At 65.7% G+C, this 20,358-nt stretch carries 18 protein-coding genes; 8 read left to right on the top strand and 10 right to left on the bottom strand.

The window, feature by feature from the left end; genetic code table 11:
* The first annotated feature begins 32 nt into the window (after window positions 1-32).
* On the top strand, window positions 33-1,172 hold the full coding sequence (locus NDI89_RS00435) for an acyl-CoA dehydrogenase family protein (RefSeq protein ID WP_277519500.1): 1,140 nt from the start codon (window positions 33-35) through the stop codon (window positions 1,170-1,172).
* 25 nt (window positions 1,173-1,197) lie between these two features.
* Here the strand turns inward: NDI89_RS00435 and NDI89_RS00440 are convergent, their stop codons facing one another.
* Window positions 1,198-1,368 (bottom strand): hypothetical protein, encoded by a 171-nt coding sequence (locus NDI89_RS00440; protein WP_277519501.1) that lies wholly within the window; start codon window positions 1,366-1,368, stop codon window positions 1,198-1,200.
* 157 nt (window positions 1,369-1,525) lie between these two features.
* Between NDI89_RS00440 and NDI89_RS00445 the strand changes: the two genes are divergently transcribed.
* Entirely contained in the window at window positions 1,526-2,464 is a 939-nt protein-coding gene (locus NDI89_RS00445) for a biotin--[acetyl-CoA-carboxylase] ligase (RefSeq protein WP_277519502.1), read from the top strand.
* A 61-nt stretch (window positions 2,465-2,525) separates the two neighbouring features.
* Here the strand turns inward: NDI89_RS00445 and NDI89_RS00450 are convergent, their stop codons facing one another.
* The 5 genes from NDI89_RS00450 to NDI89_RS00470 all read right to left on the bottom strand — a co-directional run bounded on the left by NDI89_RS00450 (window position 2,526) and on the right by NDI89_RS00470 (window position 9,458).
* Entirely contained in the window at window positions 2,526-2,906 is a 381-nt protein-coding gene (locus tag NDI89_RS00450; protein WP_277519503.1) for a DUF7268 family protein, read from the bottom strand.
* Window positions 2,893-3,810, bottom strand: coding sequence for an ABC transporter permease (locus NDI89_RS00455; protein WP_277519504.1), 918 nt, complete (start codon window positions 3,808-3,810; stop codon window positions 2,893-2,895). The genes NDI89_RS00450 and NDI89_RS00455 overlap by 14 nt, the downstream gene beginning before the upstream one ends.
* The gene (locus NDI89_RS00460; protein WP_277519505.1) at window positions 3,807-4,820 is read right to left on the bottom strand and encodes an ABC transporter permease; all 1,014 of its coding nucleotides are present in this window, start codon (window positions 4,818-4,820) and stop codon (window positions 3,807-3,809) included. The genes NDI89_RS00455 and NDI89_RS00460 overlap by 4 nt, the downstream gene beginning before the upstream one ends.
* 52 nt (window positions 4,821-4,872) lie before the next feature.
* On the bottom strand, window positions 4,873-6,513 hold the full coding sequence (locus NDI89_RS00465) for an ABC transporter substrate-binding protein (RefSeq protein WP_277519506.1): 1,641 nt from the start codon (window positions 6,511-6,513) through the stop codon (window positions 4,873-4,875).
* Window positions 6,514-6,731: 218 nt separating this feature from the next.
* Window positions 6,732-9,458, bottom strand: a complete 2,727-nt coding sequence (locus NDI89_RS00470) for an ABC transporter ATP-binding protein (protein ID WP_345781960.1) — start codon at window positions 9,456-9,458, stop codon at window positions 6,732-6,734.
* A gap of 81 nt (window positions 9,459-9,539) precedes the next feature.
* On the opposite strand from NDI89_RS00470, the gene NDI89_RS00480 reads away from it, so the two are divergent.
* A complete protein-coding gene (locus NDI89_RS00480; RefSeq protein WP_277519507.1) occupies window positions 9,540-10,034 on the top strand; it encodes a DUF7529 family protein in 495 nt (164 codons plus the stop codon).
* A gap of 169 nt (window positions 10,035-10,203) precedes the next feature.
* Here NDI89_RS00480 and NDI89_RS00485 read toward each other — a convergent pair whose 3' ends face one another.
* Window positions 10,204-10,680, bottom strand: coding sequence for a universal stress protein (locus NDI89_RS00485; RefSeq protein ID WP_277520487.1), 477 nt, complete (start codon window positions 10,678-10,680; stop codon window positions 10,204-10,206).
* 188 nt (window positions 10,681-10,868) lie between these two features.
* On the opposite strand from NDI89_RS00485, the gene NDI89_RS00490 reads away from it, so the two are divergent.
* On the top strand, window positions 10,869-11,330 hold the full coding sequence (locus NDI89_RS00490) for a DUF5799 family protein (protein ID WP_277519508.1): 462 nt from the start codon (window positions 10,869-10,871) through the stop codon (window positions 11,328-11,330).
* Between the two features lie 6 nt (window positions 11,331-11,336).
* On the opposite strand, the gene NDI89_RS00495 is transcribed toward NDI89_RS00490, so the two are convergent.
* Window positions 11,337-11,480: a DUF7557 family protein gene (locus NDI89_RS00495; protein ID WP_277519509.1), complete on the bottom strand. Its 144-nt coding sequence runs from the start codon at window positions 11,478-11,480 to the stop codon at window positions 11,337-11,339.
* Between the two features lie 124 nt (window positions 11,481-11,604).
* On the opposite strand from NDI89_RS00495, the gene NDI89_RS00500 reads away from it, so the two are divergent.
* On the top strand, window positions 11,605-11,895 hold the full coding sequence (locus NDI89_RS00500; RefSeq protein ID WP_226007560.1) for a DUF7545 family protein: 291 nt from the start codon (window positions 11,605-11,607) through the stop codon (window positions 11,893-11,895).
* 106 nt (window positions 11,896-12,001) lie between these two features.
* Here NDI89_RS00500 and NDI89_RS00505 read toward each other — a convergent pair whose 3' ends face one another.
* Window positions 12,002-16,366 carry a DUF7282 domain-containing protein gene (locus NDI89_RS00505; protein ID WP_277519511.1) on the bottom strand — a complete coding sequence of 1,455 codons (4,365 nt, stop codon included), beginning with the start codon at window positions 16,364-16,366 and terminating at the stop codon, window positions 12,002-12,004.
* 494 nt (window positions 16,367-16,860) lie between these two features.
* Here NDI89_RS00505 and NDI89_RS00510 point away from each other — a divergent pair, with 494 nt between their 5' ends.
* Genes NDI89_RS00510 through NDI89_RS00520 form a run of 3 tightly spaced genes read left to right on the top strand, consistent with a single transcriptional unit; the run spans window position 16,861 to window position 18,919 of the window.
* Entirely contained in the window at window positions 16,861-17,448 is a 588-nt protein-coding gene (locus NDI89_RS00510; RefSeq protein WP_277519513.1) for a biotin transporter BioY, read from the top strand.
* A 12-nt stretch (window positions 17,449-17,460) separates the two neighbouring features.
* On the top strand, window positions 17,461-18,165 hold the full coding sequence (locus tag NDI89_RS00515) for an energy-coupling factor ABC transporter ATP-binding protein (protein WP_277519515.1): 705 nt from the start codon (window positions 17,461-17,463) through the stop codon (window positions 18,163-18,165).
* A 49-nt stretch (window positions 18,166-18,214) separates the two neighbouring features.
* Window positions 18,215-18,919, top strand: a complete 705-nt coding sequence (locus NDI89_RS00520) for an energy-coupling factor transporter transmembrane component T family protein (RefSeq protein WP_277519517.1) — start codon at window positions 18,215-18,217, stop codon at window positions 18,917-18,919.
* A 22-nt stretch (window positions 18,920-18,941) separates the two neighbouring features.
* Here NDI89_RS00520 and NDI89_RS00525 read toward each other — a convergent pair whose 3' ends face one another.
* Window positions 18,942-19,328, bottom strand: coding sequence for a hypothetical protein (locus tag NDI89_RS00525; protein WP_277519518.1), 387 nt, complete (start codon window positions 19,326-19,328; stop codon window positions 18,942-18,944).
* Window positions 19,329-20,358 lie beyond the last annotated feature (1,030 nt).

The following is a 20,358-nucleotide window of genomic DNA, read 5'->3' on the forward strand; positions in this document are numbered from 1 at the left end:
GGTTTGACGATCCGTCCGCTCGAGGTCGTGGTATGTCGTTTCAGCTCACTGCGGAGCAGCAGGCGATCCGCGACGCGGTCCGGGAGTTCGGGGACGCCGAGATCCGGCCGGTCGCGGCGGAGTACGAAGCCGACCACCGCTATCCGTCCGAACTGCTCGCGGCGGCGGCCGATCTCGACCTCGTCGCGCCCCACGTTCCCGAAGCGTACGGCGGCGCGGGAATGGACCCGATTTCGACGATCATCGTCACCGAAGAACTCTGGCGCGCCGATCCCGGGGTCGGCGGGTCGATCTCCGCGGCGGATTTCGGTACCGGGATGCTCGTCGAGTACGGCGACGAGTGGATGTGCGAGGAGTGGCTCCCGCGGGTCACCGCGGGGGAAACGCCGATCGCGACCGGGATCTCCGAGCCCGCACACGGGTCGAACGTCGCGGGAATGGAAACACGTGCGGAGAAAGACGGGAGCGAGTGGGTGATCGACGGCCAGAAGATGTGGATCACCAACGGCACCGTCGCCGACGTCGCGATCGTCATGGCGAAAACCTCGCCAAAAAAAGGCCACAACGGCATCACCGCGTTCCTCACGCCGACGGACGTCGACGGCTACGAGGCCACGGCGATCACGAACAAGCTCGGGATCAGGGCACAGGACACCGCGGAAATCGTTCTCGACGACCTCCGCGTCCCCGAGGAGAACGTCGTCGGCGAGGTCGACGAGGGGTTCTACCAGCTCATGGGCTTTTTCGCACCCGCCCGCGCCGACGTCGCCGCCCAGGCGACCGGCGTGGCACAGGCCGCGCTCGAGGAAGCCATCGCCTACGCGACCGAGCGCGAACAGTTCGACCGGAAGATTTCGGAGTTTCAGGCGATCCGGCACAAGATCGCCGAGATGGCGACGAACGTCGAAGCGGCGCGCTCGCTCGCCTATCGCGCGGGGGCCGCACTCGAGTCGGGCGCCGACGGCCGCGCGACGAGACTGGCGTCGATGGCGAAACTGTTCGCGAGCGAGCGGGCCGTCGACGTCACCGACGAGGCGCTACAGGTCCACGGGGGTGCGGGCTACGTCTCGGATCACCCGGTCGAGCGCTTCTACCGTGACGCCAGGATCACGAAGATCTACGACGGGACGAGCGAGATTCAGAAGAACATCATCGCCGATCGGTTGCTCTAGACGCGTCGAAATACGGCCGACCCGGTCAGAACTCGACCGTCCCGATCCACGTCTCGTCCCCGCAGTGGCGACATTCGAACGTCGTCTCGTACTCCTCACACGGATCGTGGACTCCCCGACCGCACGTCTCGCAGTGCTGAATCTCCCCCTCGCCGATGCGCGTTTCGCAGACCGTACAGCGCTCGCCGATTTTCATGGGTTGTGCTAGCGCTTTTCACCCCGTACGAACGTCCGAGCACGACCGGCAAAAGCCTAGGGACCGGCAGTCGAACCGATACGTCACGGTGGTAACAAACGGGGTCGAGATCGACGGATCCGGCCGATTGAAGTACGAGCGGACACCTTACCGGGCCATGAACGAAACGCGACGAGCGATCCTCGAGGCCCTCGCCGAGGGACCGGTCTCCGGGCCGGCGCTGGCCGACGAGCTCGGTATCTCGCGGGCGGCGGTCTGGAAGCACATCGACGGGCTTCGGGCGGCCGACTTCGAGATCGAGAGCGGGTCCAACGGCTACGAACTCGCCGGCGTCGACGCGTACAACGCCCCCGCGATCGAGTTCGGACTCGAGGCCCCGTTCTCGATCGAGTATCACGACTCCCTGGGAAGTACGAACGACCGAGCGCGCGAGCTCGCGACCGACGGAGAAACGGACGTCGCCGTCGTCGCGGACGAACAGACGGGCGGTCGCGGCCGCCTCGAGCGCGAGTGGTCTGCGCCCGCGGGCGGCGTCTGGGTAAGCCTCGTAACGCGGCCGACGATCACACCCGCGGAGGCACCGCTGTACACGCTCGCGGCGTCGGTCGCGACCGCGACGGTCGCGCGAGAAGCCGGCGTCGACGCCCGGATCAAGTGGCCGAACGACGTGGTCGTCCCGGTCGGCGACGACGGAGCGTACCGAAAACTCGCCGGGATTCTCACCGAGATGGAGGGCCAGACCGATCGAGTGGACTGGCTCGTCGCCGGCATCGGCGTCAACGCGAACCTCGATTCCGACGGGCTCCCAGAGGGTGCGACCAGCGTCCGCGACGAGGCCGACGACGTCGACCGTCGCCGCTTCGTCCAGCGGCTCCTCGAGGAGTTCGATCGCTACCGGACCGACCTCGATTCCGTCGTCCCCGCGTGGCGCGAGCTGGCGTTGACCATCGGGCAGCGCGTACGCGTCGACCGCCCCGCGGGCGAGATCGTCGGCGAAGCGGTCGACGTCACGGAGTCCGGTGCCCTCGTGGTCGAAACCGACGACGGCCGGGTGACGGTTTCGGCGGGCGACTGCGAGCACCTGCGCCCCGTCTGATCCGAGTCGATTTCGAGCGGGTCGCGGACAGAGCCCCGCATTCGCCCGCGGAGCGCCCCTCTCAGACGCCCAGCAGGATAGAGCAGGCGGCCGCGGCGACGACCCACCCCGCGCCCGTCCACGAGATCACGAAAAACGCCTCGCGAGCGCTGGCTTCCGTCCACCCGGAACTCACGTCGAGGCGGTCCTGCATCCCCTCGATGGTCCGTCCGAGGCCGACCGCCGTCGACCACGCGGTGACGCCGAACCCGAGCACGAGCGCCCCGAGCGCGAACGCCGTATCGGTCGCGCCTCGAGCCGACCAGACCGTCAGTAGCCCCAGCGAGACGGCCGTCCCGAGCACGGCTCCGACGGCCGCCCAGCGAGCGGCGGCGGCCACGAGTCGCTGAGTCCGCTCGAGCCGGGTCTTCGAGACGGCGACAGGACGATCAGTCGACGGCATCTCGCATCCGCGGATCGAGGGCGTCTCGCATCCCGTCGCCGAGGAGGTTGAATCCGAGCACGGTGAGCGCGAGGAACAGGCCGGGGAAGAACGACCACCACCACGACCCCGAGAACAGGCCGCGCTCGACGCCCTCGGCGAGCATCATTCCCCACGACGGGTCGCCGGGGCTCGCACCGAACCCGAGGAACGACAGCGCCGCGATGTCGATGATCGCCAGCCCGTAGTTCAGCGTCGACTGGACGGTGATCGGTGCCAGACAGTTCGGCAGGACGTGGCGAATCAACAGCCGCGGATCGGTCGCGCCGAGCGCCCGCGTCGCCTCGATGTACTCGTCCTCGAGGACTTTCAGCGCCGCGCCGCGGACGACGCGGGCGAACCGCGGCGTGTAGACGAGGGTGAGCGCGGCGACCGCGCGCCACAGCCCGAGCGACTCGGGGAAGACGGTGACGAGCGCGAGCGCCAGCAACAGCGACGGGAACGAGAGGAGCACGTCCATCGTCCGCATGATCACGTTGTCCGTGAGGTCCCCGTAGTACGCCGCGACGATGCCGGCGGCGATACCGAGGACCGTGGACGCGAGGACCGTCGCGGTCCCGAACTTCAGCGCGTACCACGCGCCGTACAGGACGCGCGGGAAGATGTCGCGGGCCTGTCCGTCCGTTCCGAACCAGAACGCGGCGCTCGGAGCCGCCTCGGTCGGGTTGGTCCCGAACTGGGTGGCGACGATGGCGCCGAGATCGTACGCGACTCGAGCGTAGACGGCGACGAGAACCATTCCGGCGATGATGCTGAGCCCGATGACGGCGATACGATTCGACAGCAGCTCCGTGAGGAACGGGCTGGCGCGGATGCGCTCGGTGATACCGCGCTCGACGTCCGTAGATTTCGTTTCCGTGCTCATTGTTCGATCCGTGGGTCAAGGATGGAGTACGTGATGTCGACGAAGAGGTTTACAAGCGTGTACATGAACGCGAAGACGAGGACGGTCGCCTGCACGACCGGGTAGTCGCTCTGGTTGATAGCGGAGACGAGCAGCGTCCCGATCCCGTTGATCTCGAAGACGGTCTCGGTCAGCACGGTGCCGCCGAGCATCGAGCCGAACTGAATCCCGATGATCGTAATAACGGGAATGAACGCGTTCCGGAGCCCGTGTTTCATGATCGTCGTCTTCGCGCCCTGCCCTTTCGCGCGGGCCGTCCGCATGTAGTCCTGTCTGACGACCTCCAGCATCGACGATCGCATCATCCTGGAGATGAACGCCATCGAGTAGACGCCGAGCACGACGACGGGCATGAACAGGTGTCGGACCGCGGACTGAAACGCCGCCATGTCACCGGCGAGCAGGGTGTCGACGAGGATGAATCCGGTCCTCGAGTCGATGAAGTGCGAGGAGCCGATACGGCCGCTCGTCGGGAGAACGCCCAGGATCTGTGCGAACAGCAGGATGAGGAGCGGCCCGCTCCAGTAGATCGGGATGCTGATGCCAGTGAGCGCCCCGATTCGGGAGAAGTGATCGGTTAGCGTATCCTTCTTGACGGCACTCAGGATGCCGAGTGGCAGCCCGAACAGCAGGCCCGCTATCTGCCCGAGAATGGCGAGTTCGATCGTGATTGGGAGTCGGTCGGCGAGGATCGCGCTGACGTCGGTCCCCCGCCGGACCTGGTAGGACTGTCCGAACTCGAGCGTCGCAGTGTCCCGGAGGAATCGGAGGTACTGTTGCCACAACGGGTCGTCGAGGCCGAGATCGCGTCGAACCTGATCGATGAACTCCTGACTCGCGCGGTCACCCGCGATGGCGATCGCAGGGTCCCCCGGCGAGAGGTGGAGGATACCGAAGACCACTGTCGCCACTCCGAACAGCACCGGACCGAGCAACAGCAGGCGTTTGGCCACGAACCGCTTTGATATCATTATTCGAAGGTGGAAATTCGAGATCCAAATACCGTTCTATCTATCCGAGGCGTTACTCGACGTCAACCAGGTGGAGGTGCGGGCCACCGATAGCGGAGACGGTGTAGTTACTGACGTTGTTGCGGACGCCGCGGATCTCGTCGGCGTAGTCGATGTAAACCCACGGCGCTTCGTCGTGGGCGATCTGTGCTGCCTCGGCATAAATACTGGCACGCTCGTCTTCATCTGCCGTCCGCTGTGCCTCCTCGACGAGGTCCATGTACTCCTGGTTCGCCCACGCGCTCCGGTTGGACGTATTGAATCCCTCAGTGCCCCAGTCGACCCAGTCCTGTCCGTCGGGGGAGTCGACCTGCGGGTGGAGGAGGACGTAGTAGAAGTTGTCCGGGTCGGCGTTGTCCGTGTACCAGCCGGCCAGGGACGCGTCGTGTCTCCCCTCGGAGGTGTAGGTGAGGTAGTCCGAGAACTGCCGCTCGTCGATAGTGACCTCGATGCCGATCTCCTCGAGGTTCGTCCGGATGGTCTCCGCCGTCGGAAGCGGCGCCGGGTTGTAGCCGCGGGCGTTCTGGAAGGTCGTCAGTTCGAACGAGAAGCCGTCACTGTACTCGGTTTCGTCCAGCAGAGACTGAGCCTCCTCCGGGTCGTACGCGTACGGACTGAGATCGTCGTTGTGTCCGAAGAGCGCCGGCGGACACGGCTGGTCGGCCTGCTCCGCGATACCGGAGTAGACCTCGTTGACGATCGATTCGGTATCGATTGCGTGACTGATCGCTTGCCGGACCCGGGCGTCACGGAACGCCTCCACGCGGGACATGTTGAACGACATATACCCGATGTTGATACCCTGTCCGGACTCGATTGCGACGCCGTCTTCCTCCTCGACGGACTCGATATTGGTCGGTGCGAGGTTGTCGATGATTTCGAGTTCCCCTTCGACGAGGGCCTGGGTGCGCGTGGAGTTCTGTCCGCGCTCGATGAACAGGAGCTCGTCCACGTTCGGGCCGTCGCCCCAGTAGTTGTCGTTGGGAGTGAGCAGGATGCGGCCGTTCGAGTCGTCGAGTTCCTCGAGCTGGAACGGGCCGGTGCCGTTGGCGTCCGAATTGAAGTCGAGGTCGCCCTCGATGCCGTCCTGTGGAAGGACGACGGCGGCGAACATCGCGAGGTTGCGCAGGAACGGCGCGTACGGCTGCGTGAGCGTGACGTTCAGGGTGTAGTCGCCGTCGGCCGAGACGGAGTCGATCCAGTTACCGAGCGTGAACGGCCCGTACGCGGACGCCTCCTCGAAGTGGTACTCGTATTCGTCGTCGACGAACCGCCGGTAGGTCGCGACGAAGTCGTCCGCGGTAAAGTCGGTGCCGTCGTCGAACTGCGCGTCCTCGCGGAGCTGGAGCGTGACCTCTTCGCCGTCCATCGACCAGTCCGTCGCGAGGCTCTCGGTGATGGTCGCCTCGCCGGGCTGGAAGTCGATGAGACCGTCGTAGATCTGGTTCGTTACCTTCGCGACTTCGCCGCTGGTCGTGTTCTGCGGGTCGAGCGTGTCCGAGTGCGAGCTGCGACCGTAGCGGAGCGTACTGCCGCCGCCACCGCCGCCGCCGAGGCATCCGGAAACGGAACCCGCCGCAGTCGCGACGACGGTAGCACTGCCAGCGGATTTCAGGAAGCTTCGCCTGGAAACCGTACTGTCATTATCGTTCATAGGACTATCCCTTTCGCCAACATAAATAATACTATCGGACGAAATATCGGAACGGATACCGATCGACTGCGCGCTGTGGGTTTCGATTGCACTCTTTTGGCCCAAATAACAGCGGAAACCTGTTGAAATGCGCCCGAAAGTGGCCGGAAACACACCGGCGATGGGCCGATACCGGGTCAGCGTCGCACGGTCGGTCGTCACAGCGTCGGACGGTGTCCCTACTGGTCGTCCGTGAAAATGTGACAGGCGGTCGGGTGATCGCCGTCGTCGAGTTGCGGATCCTCCCGCTCACAGACGCTCTCGAACGCGTCCGCGAGGACCTCCTCGGCGGCGGCCCAGTCGCCGTCCTCGAGGTGCCGGTAGGACTCGTCGACGGCCTCGCGAGCGCGACCCGACAGCGGTCCGTCGAAGAACTGCGCGTCGAGCCCGGCGGCGAGGTCGCTGCCGCCGTCCGCGACCGCGCGGGCTTCCGTCGCGTCGCCGACGGCTTCCTCTCTGACCGCCTCGAGATCGATGTCGCGGGATTCCACGCGCTGTCGGTAGAACATGACCTCGCGGTAGCGCTCCTGGTCGATGTCCAGCTCTTCGGGCGGGATGATCGACGGGCACCGGGTCCGGAAGTGACAGCCCGAGGGCGGATCGATCGGAGACGGCACGTCACCTTTCAGGATAGTCCGGTCGGCGGTGTCCGCGAAGGGGTCCGGCTCGGGAATCGCCGACAGCAAGGCGTTCGTGTAGGGATGTTTCGGGTCCGCGAACAGGTCGTCGGTGTCCGCGACTTCGACGATTTCGCCGAGGTACATCACTGCGACGCGGTCCGAGATGTGGCGGACGACCGAGAGGTCGTGGGCGATGAACAGGTACGTCAGCCCGAACTCGTCTTGCAGGTCCTCCATGAGGTTGATGATCTGCGCTTGCACGGAGACGTCCAGCGCCGACACCGGCTCGTCGGCGACGATGAAGTCGGGATCCACCGCGAGCGCGCGGGCGATGCCGACGCGCTGGCGCTGCCCGCCCGAGAGTTCGTGGGGGTAGCGGCCGTACTGGCTCTCGTCGAGGCCGACCTCCTCGAGGAGCTCGAGGACCCGCTGCCGGCGGTTCCCCTGCGCGAGGTCGTGAATCTTCAGCGGCTCCATGACGGTCTGCCCGACGGTCATTCGGGGATCGAGACTCGACATCGGGTCCTGAAACACCATCTGCATGTCCTTGCGCTTTTCTCGGAGTTCCGTCTTCGAGAGCTCCCCGAGATCCTCACCGGCGAAGACCACCGTGCCGTCCGTCGGCGGATTGAGGTGGAGGATGGCGCGACCGGCCGTCGACTTGCCACAGCCGGACTCGCCGACCAGCCCGAGCGTCTCGCCCTCGTGAACGTCGAAACTCACGCCGTCGACGGCCTTCACGCTGGGCTGCTCGCCGACGAATCGATCGAGGATCCCGTCCTCCTGCTCGTAGTACTTCCGCATCCCGTCGATCTCGACGAGCGGGTCGCCGACCTCGTGCTCCCGGTCGACTGCCACGCCCTCACTGCCGTACTCCGCCTCGTCGAAGGATTCGAGGACGCATTTCGATCGGTGATCGACGTCCTCCGGCCCGTGCTGGCGGAACTGGATCTCGCCGTCGCGACACTCGGGCCGGGCCCACGGACACCGATCCGCGAAGTGGCACCCCTCGGGCATGTCGATGAGGTCGGGGACGTTGCCCTCGATGGGCGTCAGTCGGTCCTTCTCCTCCGTCGGGATGGACTCGAGGAGCGTGTACGTGTAGGGATGGCTCGGATTGTCGAAAATCTCCTCTACGGGCCCCTCTTCGACGATTTCGCCGGCGTACATCACCGCGACCCGATCGCACGTCTCCGCGACCACGCCGAGGTCGTGGGTGATCATCAGTACCGACATCCCGAACTCCGCCTGGAGATCGTCGATGAGGTCGAGTATCTGGGCCTGAATGGTCACGTCGAGGGCGGTCGTCGGTTCGTCGGCGATGAGGAGGCTCGGCCGACAGGCGAGCGCGATGGCGATGAGCACGCGCTGGCGCATGCCGCCGGAGAACTCGTGGGGGTACTCCTCGAGCCGCGTGGTCGCCTCCGGAATTCCGACCTCCGTGAGGATCTCGACGACGTCGTCCACGACTTCCTCGTCGTGCTCGCGGCCGCCAATTTTCGGGAGGATTTCCCGGACGGCGTTCAGCCACGTGTCCCGTTTCCGTTCGCCGTACCGGTGGAGTCGCAGCGATTCCGCGACCTGCTCGCCGACGGTCACGGCCGGGTTCAGGGACGTCATCGGATCCTGGAAGATCATCCCCATCTCGCTGCCGCGGACCTTCCGCATCGCCTCTTCCGGCGCGGCCGTCAGGTCGACGACGCCGTCCTCGACGGCGATCGATTCGACGGCTGCACCGCTCTCGAATCGCTTTCGCGCGGCCTCGTCGAGATAGACGAACCCGTCGTCGGCGTCCGCCAGTGCCTCGGCCAGCGCGTCGGCGACCACGAGCGGGGTCGCTCCGTCCTCGAGTCGGTCGGCCGCGTCTCGGAGCGCCGACTCGAGGGCTGCGGGATCGTCGCGATCGGCGAGGTCGGCGGCCATGCCCCGCAGCTCGGCCGTGACCGAGCCGACCCCGTCGCCCGCGCGGAGGTCCGCGATGACCTCCTCGACCGCGTCCACGAGCTCGAAGGGGTACGCGGCGACGGCACCGTCGAACTCGGCCGCGAGATCCGCGGCGAGCGCCGCGCTTCGAACGGACACGCGCCCGTCGACGACGTCGCCGGGGTCGTCTACGAGGTCCATTGCTGAGAGTGCGGTCACGCTCTTGCCGGACCCGGACTCGCCGACCAGACCGACGGTCTCGCCCTCCTCGATAGTGAGGTCGATACCGTCGACGGCCTTCACCGCACCGCGGGTGGTGTCGAACTGCGTGCGGAGCCCGGAGAGGGACAGGAAGTCGGTCACCGGCGACAGTTCTCGCCGCAGTCATAAAATACCTTACGTGACTTGAGAACATTTATCTCCGGCGGTGCACGGGGTGGAGACATGAGCGAGAACCCACCAGACGGTACATCGAGCGGTGATCCAGCCCAATCTGGATGGCAGTCCGTCATCGACGACATGGCGGCGACCGCCGACGAGTACCGCGAGCGCGGCTGGACGGCTCTCGAACTCCACCCCGGAGACTCCGTGCTCGTGGACTCCGAGAGGCGCACGGGTCTCGACGTGGTCCTCCCGGGGCCAGAGTACGAGGACCTCGAATCGCTGACCGAGGACTGTGCGTTCGTAGACGTAGACGTGTTCCGCGCGGAGACGGCCAACATGATCTACCTCCTCGTCGTCGAGGCGGATCCGGACAGCGAGACGGCCGTCCTGGTTCCCGCCTACTACGACCCCGGGTCCGGCCAGTCGAAACTCGAGTCCATCCGGTCGGACGGCGACTTCCGATTGTTCTGCAGGCGCCTCGACGACGACTACGTCGAGTTCGCCCACGACGACGTCGCCCCGTTCCTCCCCGAAGCGATGCGGGGCGACGGGTAGGTGTCGACGGTCGATCCGCCCACCGTGTCGCGACCGGTCGTCTCTCAGCCGAGTCGATCGGATCGATATCCCGCGACTCCCGATTTCGACACCCGCTATCCGGAAAATCAATGCCGGACTCCGTTACCAACGCCTGCCGCCGCCGCTCTCACAGCCGACCCCGGTTCCGTCACTCGGCCGCGAGCTGTCGTTCGTCGGACCGCTCGTCGACCTCGTCGGGATCGACTTGCACCGTCAGCACGGGCACCGAAGCCCGTCGAACGACCCGCTCCGTGACGCTGCCGAGCAACAGCCGATCGATCCCGCCGCGGCCGTGCGTTCCCATCACGATCAGATCGCACTCGGTCGGATCGGCCTCGTCGACGATCACCTGACTCGGTGATCCCTCGAGAACCGCCGTTTCGACCGTCACGTCGTCCGGTGCGAGCTCCTCGACTCGACCGACCGCCGACCGGCCCTCGTCGCGAAGCGCATCGCTGACGCCTTCAAGCGCTGCTTCCATCGGGAGCCCGCCGTAGCCCGCTGCGTTGACGACGTAGAGGGCACGGATCGTCGCGTTATGCATGCGCGCGAGGTCGAACGCGTGCTCGAGTGCGCGTTCGACTTCCCGCGAGCCGTCGGTCGGGACGAGGATGCAGTCGTACATTGCGATACGTGTTACCATACATCGAACACCTATATGAGCGTTTTCCAGACGCGGGAGACCGTCAATCGGGCTGACGGTTTCCCGGGGCGATCCACTGGCACCAGCCCGTCGGGACGGAGAGCCAGAACTGCCGAGTTCCGGGACGGAGAGGGGAAACGCTGATACAGCCACCGGCCCAACCGGCGGCCATGAGCGACAACCCGTGGACGGACCGGATCGTCGGGGAGCGAATGACCGTCGATCAGGAGTTCGCGACGCGAATCGAGGGATCCGAATTTTCGAACCAGCAGTGGAGTCTGATCATGACCGCCACGGAGTTCGAGATCGAACATTCCGACGACCCCGACCGGGCGCGGATCGTCGCCAACACGGACAAGATCGACGGCATCATCCCCGAACTCGAGAACGTCGACGCCGGCATGGGAGCGATGGCCGGGCAGGGAGGGGGCGGCGGCTCGAGCTCCTCGGGCGGCGGGATTTTCGATTCGATCATGGGCGCACTCGGCATGGGCGGGAGCAGCGGCCCCTCCGAGAAAGACCAGCGCGAGGCCGCCGAGCGGCTCACGCAGGAGTACGCGGACGAACTCCAGTCACATCTCGAGTCGAAGGGGAAGTGGGAGACGGTCCGACGCACTGCCGGCGACGAGTGAGAGCGTTCAATCGCCGGCGTGAAAGAGCGTGTACTCGCTCGTCTCGTAGATGTTGATCAGCTCGGTGACGAGCTCGTCGTAGGACTCGTCCTCGACGCGCAGTGCATCCAGCCGCTCGATCGTCTCTTGCTCGAGTTCGACGGATGGCATACGCGATAGTACGTCGCCGATCAGCAAAAGCACCACGGGAGGTTCGTCCCGACGTGATCCGGCGGCGAGCGTCCGCCCGGTGCAAGCCACAGCATCTTTACGGACGGTTCCCGACCGTAGGAGTATGTCCGACGAAGTCCAGACGACGACGTTCTCGATCAGCTCCGAAGACGGCGCGACCGACGACATCACGATTCCCTCCGGCCTCGTCGACCTCGTCGCCGAGGGCGACCAGACCGACGCCGAAACGGTCGGCGACGTCATGCTGCTGTCCTTCGCCAGCCGCGCACACCACATCGTCCACCACGGCGAAGACGCCGACGAGGAACTCGAGGCTCAGGAAGAGCAAGTAATGGACCTCTTCGAGGAGCGCTTCGGCGTCACGTTCGGCGAAGCGACCGGCCACCAGCACTGACGACTCCGGCACACCGATACGGCCGGAATTTTTCGTCGCCGATCCACCGAGCGAGAGCAGGGAACGCGAACCGGCGAGCGACCGGTACCCAGTGCATCGGTACCGGTTATTCACCAGCGCCACCGGTCGAGACGCCCGGTGGCGATTCGCCGTTTTCGTCGGCCGCACCTGACTGATTGGGCTGTTCGGGCTGTTCGGGCTGTTCGGGCTGCTCAGGTTGTTCCGGCTGTTCAGGTTGTTCGGGCTGCTCAGATTGTTCCGGCTGGTCTGGATCCTCGAGCGGCGCTTCCGGACCGGCGTTGCCATCGCTCCCTGTCGCTTCCGCTGGTGTCGCCTCGATCGTCACCGTTACCTGATCGTCGTCAGTCGCGACCGTATGCGTCGACGTCCCCTCCGGCAATGTCGACGAAAACGGGATCTCAGCCGATTGCCCGCCCGCGAGCGAGACGGTGGACTGGGCGACGGCCTGCTCGTCGACGCTGTAGGTCACCGTCCCCGTTCCCTCGAGATCACCCTGATTCTCGACGATCGCGGTCACCGGCACCTCCTCGCCGGCCACCCCGGATTCGGGAGCCGAGATCTCAGTAATCGCGAACTCGGCGGGCTCCCCGCTCTCTTCGATGCTGACGGTCGTCTCGGCCGTCTCCGTTTCGGTCGCCACCTCGAGCGGGTAGTCGCCGGGCTCGAGAGCGGCAGTTTCGAAAGCGAACGAAAGGCTCTGGGTCTCGCCGGCCTCGAGCGTGACCGATTCCGAACCGACGGTTTCGTCGCCGATCGCAACCGAGACGGTCTGCGTTCCGGCCTCGCCACCGAGGTTCTGGACCTCCGTCGCGACCTCGATCTGGGCACCCCGTTCGACCGGACTGGTAACCTCGGAGATCGAAACGCCGAACGCAGCGGGCTCGGACGCCCCGATCTCGCCGGCCGGCGGCGTCGCCGCGGTCACCGGGTCGTCGTAGCCGTAGTTCCCGAAGTCGACCTGCCAGACGAGCCGTTCGTCGTCGCTCGCGGGCGTCCACTCGACGGTGAACGCGTTCTCGCCCGGCTCGAGTTCGCTCGGGGGCTCGTCCGTCGTCGTCCCGTCGACGAACTGACTGTTTCCGGCCATCGTCGCGCCGTTCGGGTTCTCGTACCCGAACGTCACGTCGATGCCGTCGTCGGTCGGCGTCGTTTCCGCGACCGAAAGCGACGGCAGGTCCGGTCGGGCCGCATCGTCGCACGCTTCCGCCGAGGGATTCCCGTAGTCGATACCAGCGAAGGGAACCGCTTCCGGCGAACTGATCCCGGAGATATACGTTCCGAACGTGCCGTAGTCGGGCATCTCGACGAACACCTCGTCACCCTCGGTCGTCACGTTCCGCTCGTCGCCGATTTCGAAGACGATCGTGCCGGTAAACGGTGCCTCGACGTCGTCACCGACAGTCACGAAGTCCTCGATGATGGTGTTCCCGAACCCGGCCTGATCGTAGAACCCGGTGCTCGCCGCGACCTGATCCCCTTCCTCGAGCGACGCGGTGACCACCGCGCGCGAACAGCTCGTGAATTCGACGTCGAAATCCTCGACCTCGCCGTCGACCGCGTACGCGACGCTGTCCGTTTCGAGTGACGTCCCGTCTTCGGCCGCGACGACCGCGACCTCGAGCGTCGCGTTCTCCTCGAGCGGCGGCTCGAGGTCGAACTCCATCGGCCCGATCGTTTCGTTGGCCGCGAACGTCTCGCTGACCGCGAGCTGGGTGCCCGTCTCGTCGGTGACGGTGATCGCGTACGCCACCGACGCGTTGGCCGACGTGACGGTGATCGTTTCGCCGTCACCCGTCTGATCGGCCACCGTGAGGTTCGCCGTCGGCTCCTCCGGATCGGGTTCCACGACCGCGTACTCGATCGAGTCGTTCGCGAGCACCGCGTCGTCCGCCGCATCGCGAACGGACACGTCGACGGTCGCGTTCGCTTCGAGCGGCGGCTCGAGCTCTATGGTCTGCTCCGCGACCGTCTCGTTGGCCTCGAACGTGTCGCTGTCGACGCGCTCGCCGTCGTACTCGGCCGTAATGGTGTACGGCACGGTGGCGCTCGCCGCGTCGATCTCGAGGGTTTCTCCCTCACCCTCCTGATCGTCGACCGAGAGGGTCGCCTCGGGTTCGTCGAGTTCGTCCGCGATGGCGTACTCGATCGTTTCGTTCGCGAGGGCAGTGCCGTCTTCACCGACCACCGAAACGTCGATCGACGCGTTCGCCTCGAGGGGCGGCTCGAGATCGAGCGTGAGATTCGTCACCCCCTCATCAGCCGCGAACGTGTCGCTCTCGACTGTCTCGCCGTCGTACTCCGCAATTACGGTGTACGGCACCGACGCGTTCGCCGCCGCGACGTCGAGCGTGTCACCGTCACCCACCTGATCCGCGACGGACAGCGTGCCGGTTGGCTCCGCCGGTTCGTCCGTGACCGTCACGAACGCCCCATCGATGACCGGCGCGCCACCGTCGGTGACGTACGGCACGTCCGTTTCGCCGTCGGACTCGGCGTACTGGAACGTCTCGTCGCCGTCCGTATCGAGGTGGGCGACCGCCACGAGCGCGGTGCTCGCCGCCAGCGGTTCGTCGAGTTCGATCGTGACGTTCTCGTGCTCGCCGTCCTCGAGATAGCTCGAGACGCCGCGAATGTCGTCGGGATCGGCGTCGACGGCGACCCCCTCGTAGACGGCCACGAAGCCGCCTTCGGAGAGCGACACTTCGTCGATCGTGACTTCCTCACCGGCCCCCTCTTGGTCGGAGAAGTCGATCGAGGCCGTCCCCTCGATCCGGTCGATGGTCTCGATCCGCTGGACGACTTCCACCTCGACGTGTTGCGTGATCACCGTCACATCGGCGGTGTCCGATTCGATCGCGAACGCGGTCGCATCGGCCGCAGTCTCCTGTGTCAGCGTCTGGAGTTGCGTGATGCTGATCCGCTGGGACTGGACCACCTGGGCGGTCTCCGTGCTGGCAGTTCGTGCCGCGATCTGGACCTGTGTCACCGTCGCCGCCTGTGACTGGACGAGCGCACCGCTCGCGGCCCCGGACGCGAGGCGCTGGACCTGCGTCACGTCGACGATTTGCGTCTGGCTCACCGCGCCGTCACCGGCACCGAACGCGGCCGCCTGAACCTGTTCGACGGTGACCGCCTGTCGCTGGAGCGCGCTGGTAACCGCACCCTCCGCGGCACCGGTCGCTGCCGACTGAATCTGCGTGATCGACACCGCCTGTCGCTGGACGAGCGCGCCGCCCGCGGCCCCGTCGGCGGCGGCCTGGATCTGTTCGACCGTTGCCTCCTGACTCTGCGATATCGCACCTTTCGCCGCACCGAAGGAGGCTTCCTGTACCTGCGTGATCGAGATTCGCTGGATCTGCACGATGGTGACGGATTGCACCTGCTTCACCGAGCCCCGACTCGCACCGCGAGCCGCGGCCTGCGTCTGCTCGACCGAGACCTCCTGTTCCTGCACGAGCGCACCCTTCGCCGCCCCGGCCGCGGCTTTCTGAATCTGTTTGATCGTGGCTCGCTGGCGCTGCTCGGTTTCGACGCGCTGTTCCTGTCGGACGTCCACCCGTTGCTCCTGTTCGAGCGCGGCCCGCGTGCTCCCCTCGAGCGCGCCGGCGGCCGCACCGATCGCCGCATGCTGGACGTGCTCGAGGGTCACCCGCTGGCGCTGTTCGACCGATATCGACTGGTATTGCGTCAGGGCACCGTAGGCCGATCCCTGCGCGGCTTCCTGAATCTTCGAGACTTTCCCGACGTCTTTCGTGCCCGCTTCGCTCGCGGCACCCGCGGCCGCACCCGCGCTCGCGACCTGTATCTGTTCGGCACTCACGCGCTGGCTCTGAGCGACCGCACCGTGTGCCCCGCCCCAAGTCGCGCTCTGTAACTGGGTGGCGTTTACCGACTGGGACTGCGAGAGTCCGCCGGCCGTCGCGCCGCCGACTGCGGCTTGGATCTGCGTCACGTTCACCGACTGTTCCTGGATCAGCGTCCCGTGAACGGCCCCTTTGGTCGCTGCCTGCACCTGCTCGGCCTCGACGGTCTGGGACTGCGACACCGACTCTCGAGCGCCCTCGAGCGCTGCCGTCCGCTGTTCCTGAGTCACCTCGATCCCCTGGGACTGAACGAGCGCGATCCCCTGGTCGACGCCGGCCTCGACGGCCGCCGTCTGTTCCTGGCTGACCGTCGTCTGCGTGGTAATACCGACGTCCGCTGCGGGCGGCCCCGCATCCACCAGGTCGAATTGCGACGCGGCTGTCGGTTCTGCGTCCACCCGAGAATCGTCTCCGTGAAGTGTAGCCTGTTCCCCGCCCCCGAGTTGCGATTCGATCGATCCGTCGACGTCCCCGTTCTCGGGCTCCGTGACCGCCCCGGGATTGCCGCCGAGTACCGGGAGCGCGACGACGCTTCCGACCATCGCGGCCGCGACCAGCACGACGATCGTAGTGCGACTCGGACTCATCGGACGATTCCTCCCGCCTCTGTGCCCGTCGAGTTCGTTGCTCCGGTTGTCATACCAGACCGTTTCCGAGCACCTCGTCCGTCACGCACCCACTCTCCGGATACCCACCTCCGGTCTCCTCTTCGGAGCCCTGATTTTGCCTCGTTGTACCTCGAACCGCCACCCTTCACACTACGGAATCGCATTTTCCCACACGGGGCGGAATCGGTCTATAAGACCGCCGGTCGTTTCAGTTACCGATCCGAGACAATACGCTCTTACTCCGCCCGTTCGACGAAGTGCGACCGTAGACGACCGGAAGAAGCCCGGAAAGTACGATCCCGAACCAGCAGACCGGAGTCGAGACTGTCCTCGACGCTGGAAGGAATCACACTGTTTCGTCCCGGACTCGAGTGTGTCGACGCGAGCGACCCCACTTCGGAGAAAACGTCAATAATACTGGCGTAAATCTCGGAAACCGAAGTCTTCATCCGGGTTTACGAACGAGAGGGGCTATGGCAACAGAGCAAAATTCCGTCGATCTCGTCGACGACACCGTCGTTCGGCAGTTCGCTCGAGCCGCACTACTCGCGGCGCTAATCGGTGCGACGGCAGCGGTGTCAATTCCGATACCGTTTTCGCCGGAACCGATCACGTTACAGGTACTGTTCGTCTTCCTCGCGGGACTCGTCCTCGGTCCGGTCTGGGGATTCGTCTCGCTCGTGCTCTACCTCGCCGCGGGGGCCGTCGGCGCCCCGGTGTTCGCCGGCCTGAACGGTGGTGTCGGAGTGCTCGTCGGGAACTCGGGCGGCTATCTCTGGTCGTATCCGATCGCCGCGGCACTGATCGGCTTCATCGTCCACCGCGGCACGGAACTCCGGGATCTCACCGCGGTTTGGCTCCCGGTCATCGTCGGTGCACTCCTCGCGGGGACGATCGTCATCTACGGCATGGGGACGGCGTACATGGCCTGGCTGCTCGAGCTAGGTGCCTGGGAAGCCCTCAGTCTCGGCGCGTTCCCGTTCATCCCCGTCGAAATCCTCAAGATGATCGCCGCGATCGCCATCGTCAGATCCGGCGGGCTTCGGCCGGTTCGATCATAACGCCACGAGACGATGATCGAGTTCCAGTCGGTCTCCCACGCCTTCGACGACGTCGCCGTGCTCGAGGACGTTTCGCTGTCGCTCGGCGACGGCGAGTTCGTCCTGCTCGCGGGAGCCAACGGCAGCGGGAAGACGACGCTGTTGCGCCACTGCAACGGATTGCTGACCCCCGATTCGGGCGACGTGCTCGTCGACGGTACACCCGTCGTGGACGATCTGATCGCCGCTCGCTCGAGCGTCGGAATGGTGTTCCAGCACCCGCGCGACCAGTTCGTCGCCGCAACTGTCGGCGCCGACGTCGCCTTCGGTCCCGAAAACCTCGGGCTGGCGCGCGAGGAGATCGACCGCCGAGTCGACGCGGCGCTCGAGGCGGTGAACATGGCCGGCCGGGACGACGACCGAATCGACACCCTCTCTGGGGGCGAGCAGTCCCGCGTCGCGATCGCGGGCGCGCTCGCGATGGAACCCACCCATCTCGTCCTCGACGAACCCTTCACCGGACTCGACGAGCCCGCTCGCCGCTCGGTCCTCGAGCGGCTCGAGTCCCTGTCGGCCGACGGAACCGGGATCCTCCTCGCGACCCACGACTTGCGTGACGTGACTGGTCTCGCCGATCGCGTGATCGCTATGCGAGACGGGCGCGTCGCCGTCGACGGACCGCCCGAGCACGCACTGACCGAACTCGACGGGCTCGAGATACGCGTTCCGGAGCAGTGATCGAGATGGTCGAACCGTTACCGCCGATACGCGACGGGGGAATGCCCCAGTGCTGACGTTCGAACCAGACGAGACGCTCGCACACCGTCTCGACCCGCGGAGCAAGCTGGCGGTCCAGATCGGGTTCGCCGCGACCGCCCTCGCACACCCGACGCCGCGGGCGCTGATCGTTCTCTCCGTGCTGACGGGACTCCTGCTGGCGGCGGCGAGCGTGTCGCTCCGCCGCACGCTCGTCGCCTACCGCTTCGCGCTGATCGTCCTCGTCCTCGCACCGATACTGTCGGGACTCTCCCTCGGCACCCCGTGGTTCGATCGACCCGCCGCCGTCACGTCGGGGCTGGCGAGCTACCGCGTCCTCCTCATTCTGCTCGTCAGCGCGGCCTACGTCAGATCGACTCCGGTGCGCGCGTCTCGAGCGGCGATCCAGCGGACGATTCCCGGAAAGCCGGGACAGGTACTCGGCACGGGTATCGCGCTCGTCTTCCGCTTCCTTCCCGTGCTGCAGAGCGATCTCCGGACGATCCGCGAGGCGATGGCCGCCCGTCTGGGAACCGAACGCGGCGCGATCGACCGCGCCAGCACGATCGGGACGCTCGGCATCACGCGCGCGTTCAACCGCGCCGATCGGCTCTCGCTCGCACTGCAGGCGCGGTGCTTCGCGTGGAATCCCACGCTTCCACCGCTCGAGTTCTCTCGTGTGGATTACCCCGCGCTCGTCCTCGCCATCGGACTCGCGCTCTCCGCCTTCTACTAGCCGCCAACCGCGTTCGAGTGCCTCATTCCGCTTCGAACTCGACCGTCTCGATCTCCCCGATACGCTCTTCGACCGACGTCGCGACTGACTCGACGCGCTCGACGTCGCCGATCTCCTCGACGATCTCGACCGCGGCCGGAATCGCCCGGAAATCCGTCACGCGTGCCCCGTCGAACTCCGCGTGTGCACGGTCGTGACTGTGGCTCTCCAGCCGCTCGAGTCGAGCGACGCCGTCCCCGTCGACGTCGAACCGGAACCACGGTGCACCGTAGGTGACTTTTTTCTTCCCGACGCTGGTCTCGTGGGTCGTCTCGTAGGAGAGCCGAAGCTCGACGGCCTCGAGTCGTCCAGCGTGGTCGTACGACGCCGACACGTCCTCGACGGTTACCACCAGCTCCCTGTCCGTCATGGCAGTCGGATACATCCGACGGGCCAAAACAGTTGGCATCCCTAGACTTACTCGCGTAGAACTGCGTCGAAACCGTCTTGAGAAACGAGTTCTCCGGCCGAGCAACCGTCGGACTCCAGTTGCGCTACGAGGGAGAACCGCGGGTCCACACCGCACCAGAGAACAACTGGTCAGGATTCGCTCGGCAGGCTGCGATCTCCGCCCCTTCGTCCCGGAATCGCTCAACTGCCCGTCCGAGGCGAAAGAGGTGCGTTCGGCCGCTCGAGTGAGTCGAGTCCGATCGACTCGAGCGGTAGGTCGGTCATTCTATATCGCGGCTATTGGTTTATTAGATGGGTCTGGGACACGCGGAGTGGAGACGGATGGACTCGAGCGGTTCGTGGCAGTACCGATAGCAGGGTCAGCTGTCGGGACTTCGGCGTAGCGACTACGAACCGGTAGAAAACGGTATCACGGACGAGTTGTCGACTAACCAACGTCCTATTCCGGATCGAAAACGAGTGCTGATTCCTGACACGAGTACAGCCGTGGGTTTCTGATGGTGACAGACCAGGACACGTCACAGATTGGCATTCCCACGGTAGGAGATCCCCGGTCGGATGTCCGGGATTCGAGTCGAACCAGCGCCCCCGACTCGGACCGCGGCTTTCGGAGACTCGTCGGAACTCGGTCACCTCCGATCCGGACAGATACTACGTACGCCGACGGAATTTATCCACGGCTAACGCTGTGGGCTTTCTCCCTACGGTCTGTAAAACGAAGCGGTCCGAACCGTCGTCGTAGCAATCTCCTCGCTCGGTACGTTCCCAGGGAAAGTTGCTACCCGGTAAGTGGCCGTCGAACCAGGGGGTCGAGGCGGTAATCAGCCGATCCCCGTCACCGGTTCGTTCCCCACCAATTCCCCGACCCGACATTCTACTCACCAGTACAGAGATGGTGAGCGAAATTCGACTCCTATGCCTTGACGGGCTCACCATCTCAGAGAGCATCGGTGATTGCGGTTTTGATGCGTTCCCCCGCAGAGCCACGA

The organism is Natrinema salsiterrestre (genome assembly GCF_029502005.1).
GTDB classification, from domain to species: Archaea; Halobacteriota; Halobacteria; order Halobacteriales; family Natrialbaceae; genus Natrinema; species Natrinema salsiterrestre.